The organism is uncultured Gimesia sp. (genome assembly GCF_937919775.1).
In the GTDB taxonomy this organism is placed as follows: Bacteria; Planctomycetota; Planctomycetia; order Planctomycetales; family Planctomycetaceae; genus Gimesia.
Map to the genome: position 1 here is coordinate 1 of NZ_CALFPF010000276.1, position 5,743 is coordinate 5,743.

Here is a 5,743-nt window from a genome sequence, read left to right on the forward strand (position 1 = left end):
TGCTTCCAGAGCACGCGCGATACCCAAAACAATCGCACCTGTCTGCCCGGTCGTTCCACCGCCGTTGACCCGAACCCAGACATCCACTTTGCCAAATGTCTCGGTTGCTTTCAGGGGAGCCTCTACCATTTGACGGTCGCGTTCCACTTTGAGGTATTCCTCAAGTGCAAGCCCGTTGATGGTCAGCTTACCTGAACCTGGTCTGATGCGAACTCGAGCCACTGCAGTCTTTCGACGCCCTGTTCCCATCGCCACGCCGTGTTTGTCCAGCTTACCACGAATGACAGGTTCTGGTTTGATGATATCTTCTTCTTCACCCTCAGTTGCCAGATTCGACCCTAAAGTCAATTCAGGAATCCCTGAAGCAACTTCTGTCTGCTCAGGTGTTTCCTGCTCTGGTGTTTCTGCTGTGATTTCTGCTTCCGGAGTCTCATTTTCCATGACGGTCAACTACTTTTATTATTCTGAAAAAGGGAAAAATGGAAGTTTGTATTTTCAAATGCCCGGCTTAAGGTAGCAGGTGGGCAGGCATATTCTGTGGCTGTTGCGATTGATGTTCGTGAGTCGGCCCCCCGAACAGCTTGAGTTTCTTCAACATTTGACGTCCCAGTTTGTTCTTGGGAAGCATCCGCCGTACCGCTTCAGAAAGGACCTGTGTCGATTGGCCACGTTCCAGTTTCTTTTCTGCGGTAACAACCTTCAGACCACTGGGAAAGCCACTATATTTCGCATAGCTTTTCTGCAGCATTTTCTTCGAGAAGTAGGGGTGTGAGTCGTGAGCAAGTTCTTTACCGGAAAACTTTACCTTGTCACAGTTTACGACAATCACATAATCCCCGGTATCAACGTGGGGAGTATAGGTTGGTTTATGTTTACCCATCAAAACAGTCGCGATTTTTGTGGCCAGGCGACCCACAATCAGATTATCTGCATCAACGACGAACCATTGATGATCGACGGTTGTTGCTTTTGCCATGTAAGTTTTTGTCGTAGACACCGGTTATTCCTCAAACGTAAACGATATAATATTCAACACTTATGTCAATATGCACTTCAAAAAGGCATGTCAAATTGTAGCAAATCTCAACCTGTTCAATCAGAAAAACGCCGGCAAAGCGAGCGCATACCAACCGCAAGGGAGCGGATAACAGTAACCTTTTCACGCCACATCTTCAACTTCTGTGAGGCGGAAAATCTGAGCTGGGACACAAAAAAGCAGAGAAAAGCGACTTTTAATCTGTCTCTCTCATGATTCTGAACGACGCGAATCCCTATTAAAGGTAGTTCAGCAGCGTCAATTGCAGTGCCGAAGAGGTGATTTGCAGATTTGCCTGGAAGGCCGTCTGGCGCTGTGTGATTTCGACAATGACCTCAGTCATATCGGTGTCAAATTCGATGGAGATGGCCTCTTTTATTTTGACTTCCTGATCCTTGAGACGGTTATCTGCCTCTTCGAGCACCTTCAGGCGGCCTCCGATCTCGCCACGAACGCGATTCATCCGACCCAGCTCCGCATCGAGCAGCACGCCAATCCGCTGAATTTCCTGATCGTCACCGTTTCGTAAACCGGTTTCCAGCCGTGAGAGCAGCCCCAGCACTCCCGTTGATTCCAGTGGATTGGGTTCTTTCCCCACCAATCCGACGAGAGGGTCTGTGCCGGTTTCTTTCCCGCTAATCCCCAGCGCGTAGGCAATTTCGATCGCCGGGATTTCCAAAGGCCCCGTTCCTGAAGCATCATAAATCGTAAGGCCGTTCCCGGTCGAATTCAGTGTCGCCTGCAACTTGATCGGAATAAAAGTGCCCTGCAGAGGAACCGCGTTATTTGTTCCCGACTCGGTGACCGCCAGCCCCAGCGCATCAGAGACCACATTGCTGGCAATGCTCAAAGGCCCTGCCCCCGAATTATCGGTAATCTGAATCGCATTGGTTGACGGATCGATACTGGCAACCAGATTTCCCGGATCAACGGCGTTGATCGAATCGAGTATATCCTGCACGGTGGCATCGCCGGCTAAATTGACGTTCACAACGGAAGCGTCTCTGCGGGTAATATCCAGGGTGGTTGCACCAACGGGAACTCCCTGCCCCAGATTCAAGTCTGCCAGAGGCGTGGTTCCGTCAAACGTTTCGAAATCATTAATCCTGTTAATCACATCCTGCACTGTAACCGAACCGCTCAGATCAAGATTAATGGTCGTCCCGTCGCGGCGAATCACCTGTAGCCGATTCGAGGAATCCACATCCACGCCGCGTCCGTAATTCAATTCGGAAAGCGGCGTACTTCCTGAAAAGGTGGCAATTCCCAGACCAGCGGCGTTGCTGCCTCCGTTATTCTCACCAATCGAGAAATCAGTGCCACTGATGCGGCTGGAAATCGCCAGACCATTCTTGTCCTTGTTAATCCCCAGATTTAAATCGGGATCATACGTGCGGATCAGGTTAAACACGTCTTCGATGGTAGTGGCCGAAGAGAGATCGATGGTCTCGGTTTTCCCGCCGTTATTGATCACCAGGCCGGTGCCGGTTGTCGAATCGATGCCCGCCCCGCCATTCAGGGAAGCCAGTGTGGTTTGCAAAGTGATGCCCGGATCAAGGTCCAACCCGTTGATTTCCGCCACAGCGGCACTGGCGATCCCCAGACTGGAGGCAGACGTTGAGCCGGCCACATTTGAAACCGCAATTGTCCCGGCGGAGGGCGTGATTCGCAGGCCATTTTGACTTGTGGGGTCGACATCAACGGTCAATGTCAAAGGGCCACCCGAAAACGCGTTTTCCAGAACCGTTTTGAGATCCTGAATTGTTTCCACACCAGAGAGATTCACTGTTTGCGTCTGGGGAGTTCCATTATCCAGGGTGACTGTGATTGAACCCAGCTTTAGACCGCGGCCACTGTTCAAATCTGAAATGCGCGTCTGCAGAGTCAGCGCAGGATTAATGTTTCCTCCTACTTCGGGTGTGCTGGCGGCAAATGCCGAGATCCCGTCAAAATTATTCGACAGCAAACTCTGCGCATCGATGTAGGACTGGATCTGGTGGGTATCACCATGATAAGCGACCTGTCCATTCGCTCGTTCCTCAAACGGCGCCGCATTGGTCTGACTCCCGGAAAAAAGATACTGACCTCGAAAAGTCGTATTGCCGGCATTCACAACCTGCGTTCTCAAAGAGGCAACCTGATCGGCCAGTGCAGCTCGCTCAGCATTGGTTACCGTGGAGCCGATGCCCGTCAGCGAAAGAGATTTCGCCTGATTCAACGCATCTCCCACACTCGCCAGAGCCGACTCACTCGCAGTCAACAGACTGAGGTTGGTCCCGATATTCGCCTGGTACTGTTGCTGGCGTTCGAAGGTCGACTGCAGAATAATCGTACGCAGCGCCGCCCCGGGAGACTCGCTGGCGATGGAAAATTTCTGTCCCGTTGCGACCTGCTGCTGCAGATTGATTAATTGGCGCGCATTATCACTCAAGGAGACCTTCAACCGCTCGGAAAGCATCGTGGAAGGGAGACGGCCTGGTAAAATAGGACCGATAGTCATGATACATCACACCCAAAAGGAAATGGAACAGAAATTGACAGTCGTTCTGATCACAACAATGCCGCTTTCAAATATTAAGTAAGATCGTAAATAATTCATCAATCGTGCTGACCAGACGCGCAGCGGACTGAAACGCTCTCTGAAACGTTAAAACATTAATCGTTTCTTCGTCGATGCTGACTCCGGAAAACTGCTCACGCTGCCCCATGAGAGAGTCCCGGAAGGCCTGTGCCCCTTCGGCAAGTGCTGCCTCCGAGGCCGAAGCCTGTGAGACGCTCGAAACCACTTTTTCGTAAAAACTATCCAGACTGATATTGCCCAGTGAATCAATGGGATTCTCGGCAAACGCGGCCAGCAATACGGCGTTTGATCCATCAGAAGGGCCTCCCCCCTGACCGGTCGCCAGAAATTGCTGATTCTGTTTCACGACAGAATTGATTCCAATGTCAGTTGAGTCGGAGCCTGTAAATAACGTGTTGATGCCAACTGCCGCCAGTGCCCCACTGGTGTCGTTGGAAAACTGAAATGTGTAATCAGCGGCGGCACTGATCGAAAGATATCCATCCGTTGAGACAGACGAACTCAAATTCGCGACGCCGCCGATAGCCGAGGACAAACTGATTAAAGTCGTATCTGCGCCGATACCGTCCAGGTCAATATTAATGGTAGACGTATTTGTCTGCCCGGTCGTTTTGTTGGTGACCTTGATCTGGAAACTGCCATGCGTTGGTTGAAAAGGCAACCCTGACTGGGTGGAGTTTAAAGTAGCAGACGTATCCAGCGCACGGGACGCGGAGGTCAATTGTTCAAAACCAGCCGTGCCCTCGCCCGAGGCATGAATCTTGTTGAATTCAAAAATCAGATTGGAAGCGTACGTATCGAGTTGATCCACAAAACCACCCAGAATATCATCTCGACCTTCGATAATCCCCTTGAGTTCGCCTCCCGTACGCGAGATATTGCTGTTGGTCCGGCTGAGTAACACTTCGTGCACAACCACGCCTCGATCCGTACCGGTTTGCAAGGTCAGTTTTTGCGACGTTCCTGCCAGAATCAGATAATCGGAACCGGTAAAAACATCAATCGCACCATCTGTACGTTCCCGATAGCGAATGGGAATCAGTTCGGAGAGTCGGTTCAGCGCCGTGTAACGCTGAGTTCTGAGGGCGCCGGCATCACTTTGCAGCAGACCGGAAGCTTCGAGTTTGGAAATCTTGGGATTCAGATTCGTAATCTGATCGATCAGTTCATTGGCTTCTTTGACCAGATTTTCGACATTGATCGATTGCACTTCTCTCAGGCCATCGACTCTCGTTCGCAACGACAGGATTTCGGCTGCAAATTTCTCGGCTTCGTTGACGACAAATTCACGATCCGGAATCGAACCGGGCTGATTCACGACATTATTGATCGTGGCTAAAAATTCGTTTAACCCTGTCGAGAGGTCTCCGTCCGATAATTCTCTTAATTCACTCTCCAGTTGTTTGTAAATCGAATTTCGTTCGTCGATGGAAGAAAAATCGGTATTCGCGGTATGAATGCGCGTTTCCAGAAACAGATCGATCTGCTGCTGGATACCGGAAATCTCCACACCCGTTCCCAGAACGAGTGCTCCCTGGCGAAACGGATCCGCCGCGTTGAGTACCAATTCTTCACGGATATAACCGGGAGTACCCGCATTGGAAATATTCTGGCCAGCAACCTGGATGCCGGTCCCGAAGATCTCCAGCGACTGCTTAGCCATTGATAGCGTTGCATTAAGTCCCATATGAACAATCCCGTAATAAATGACGCGATTTTACCGCATCGTATGGAATTTCATTTTCCTGAGAAAATGAATTAAGCCGATGCGTCAAAAATCGCCCCCCCTGTATTGCTTTCATTTTGACCGCGTGAGTAGGTAGGAACTTTTTTCCCGGCATGCGCAATCAGTTCCAGAATCTGCGAATAATGCTGATAGGACCGTTGTGAAACAATCCACTGTACCCAGCTTTCATGTCGTAATTTCTGCGATCGCTGTTGCGCAGCAAAGATTCGCTGAAAAACAGGCTCCGATTCTGCCACGCCCATTCCGGAAAGCAGTTCTTTCATCGAACCGGCAGGCAAGCCTTGCTGCGCTGCAGTCTGAAGCAATTGCTGTCGCCTGAGTAACACGAATTGAAGATCCCGTGTCAGTCCTTCTTCAACAACGCCAAACTGTTCAATCA

General features: G+C 50.5%; 5 protein-coding genes. All 5 read right to left on the reverse strand.

The features are described from left to right. Nucleotides 1–441 (reverse strand): 30S ribosomal protein S9 (gene rpsI, locus Q0294_RS07450; protein ID WP_299462703.1); only part of this gene is annotated, 441 nt, incomplete at its 3' end. 67 nt (nucleotides 442–508) lie between these two features. Next, nucleotides 509–976 carry a 50S ribosomal protein L13 gene (gene rplM / locus Q0294_RS07455; protein WP_366917918.1) on the reverse strand — a complete coding sequence of 156 codons (468 nt, stop codon included), beginning with the start codon at nucleotides 974–976 and terminating at the stop codon, nucleotides 509–511. A gap of 298 nt (nucleotides 977–1,274) precedes the next feature. Then, the gene (locus Q0294_RS07460; RefSeq protein ID WP_299462709.1) at nucleotides 1,275–3,536 is read right to left on the reverse strand and encodes a flagellin; all 2,262 of its coding nucleotides are present in this window, start codon (nucleotides 3,534–3,536) and stop codon (nucleotides 1,275–1,277) included. A 67-nt stretch (nucleotides 3,537–3,603) separates the two neighbouring features. Continuing rightward, entirely contained in the window at nucleotides 3,604–5,280 is a 1,677-nt protein-coding gene (flgK, locus tag Q0294_RS07465; protein ID WP_299462712.1) for a flagellar hook-associated protein FlgK, read from the reverse strand. Between the two features lie 95 nt (nucleotides 5,281–5,375). Beyond that, on the reverse strand, nucleotides 5,376–5,743 hold a 368-nt coding region (locus Q0294_RS07470; protein WP_299462715.1), incomplete at its 5' end, for a hypothetical protein.

Coding starts and splice junctions, on each gene's coding strand:
- rplM (WP_366917918.1), bottom strand. CDS start 976: ATGGCAAAAGCAACAACCGTCGATCATCAATGGTTCGTCGTTGATGCA.
- Q0294_RS07460 (WP_299462709.1), bottom strand. CDS start 3,536: ATGACTATCGGTCCTATTTTACCAGGCCGTCTCCCTTCCACGATGCTT.
- flgK (WP_299462712.1), bottom strand. CDS start 5,280: ATGGCTAAGCAGTCGCTGGAGATCTTCGGGACCGGCATCCAGGTTGCT.